The sequence below is a fragment of the Corynebacterium sp. HMSC05D03 genome (assembly GCF_001807205.1).
GTDB classification, from domain to species: Bacteria; Actinomycetota; Actinomycetes; order Mycobacteriales; family Mycobacteriaceae; genus Corynebacterium; species Corynebacterium aurimucosum.
Map to the genome: position 1 here is coordinate 1 of NZ_KV788187.1, position 725 is coordinate 725.

2 protein-coding genes are annotated in these 725 nt (G+C 55.0%); both read right to left on the minus strand.

The window, feature by feature from the left end; genetic code table 11:
* The coding region (gene erm / locus HMPREF3147_RS10675; RefSeq protein WP_070447381.1) for a 23S ribosomal RNA methyltransferase Erm at nt 1-511 on the minus strand (511 nt) is incomplete at its 3' end.
* Nucleotides 512-610: 99 nt separating this feature from the next.
* Nucleotides 611-676, minus strand: coding sequence for an erythromycin resistance leader peptide (locus HMPREF3147_RS13150; RefSeq protein ID WP_071569110.1), 66 nt, complete (start codon nt 674-676; stop codon nt 611-613).
* Nucleotides 677-725: the final 49 nt, after the last annotated feature.

The following is a 725-nucleotide window of genomic DNA, read 5'->3' on the forward strand; positions in this document are numbered from 1 at the left end:
CGTTTGGCTGTGGCCGGAAAGCAGACCTTGGTACCCGAGAACCCAGGTGAAATGTGAACCATGGGGACCACTGAGCCGTCATCATCGTGCTTGCGCCTACCCCGGCCCGGCGGCGAGCGACTTCCCACTGCATGAGGAGTACAGCGGCAGTCCATGCCGGCGCATGCAACAACTTTCGAAGAATGGCAGTGGTGAGGTGAAAGGGAATGTTTCCCACAATGACGCAGGGAGTGGCGGGTAACCGGAAGTTAAGGAAATCATCATGGACCACTTCGACCGCCGCCGAGGAGGTTTCTTGTGTGATTTTGGCAGCTAGTTTTGCGTCCACTTCAACTGCCGTTATCGCCCTCCCCAAGTGGGATATCGGGTGAGTGAGGGCACCGCTTCCTGGTCCGATCTCAATGATGGGGCCGGAGGTTTGTTTCACAAGGTCGATGATGGAGTTGATGATCTTGTGGTTGGTGAGAAAATTTTGGCCATGCTCGTGACGGCCGTGTCCGTATGCAGACATCAGGTGTGCTCCTTGGATTTGAAAGGGAGCCGGGCATGACAAATAGCCGCCCGGCTAAAGGACCGGAGCGGTTTTTAACCTACGGGGTAGGAAACCGCCTTAGCGGTTGGTGCGCAACCGCAAGAAAGCGGTACCTGAAATCAACATGGGTCTAATTATATCCATTTAAATTCGCGGGTGTGAAGTGCCCCGGGTTTTGTTCCTAGGCGTTTGC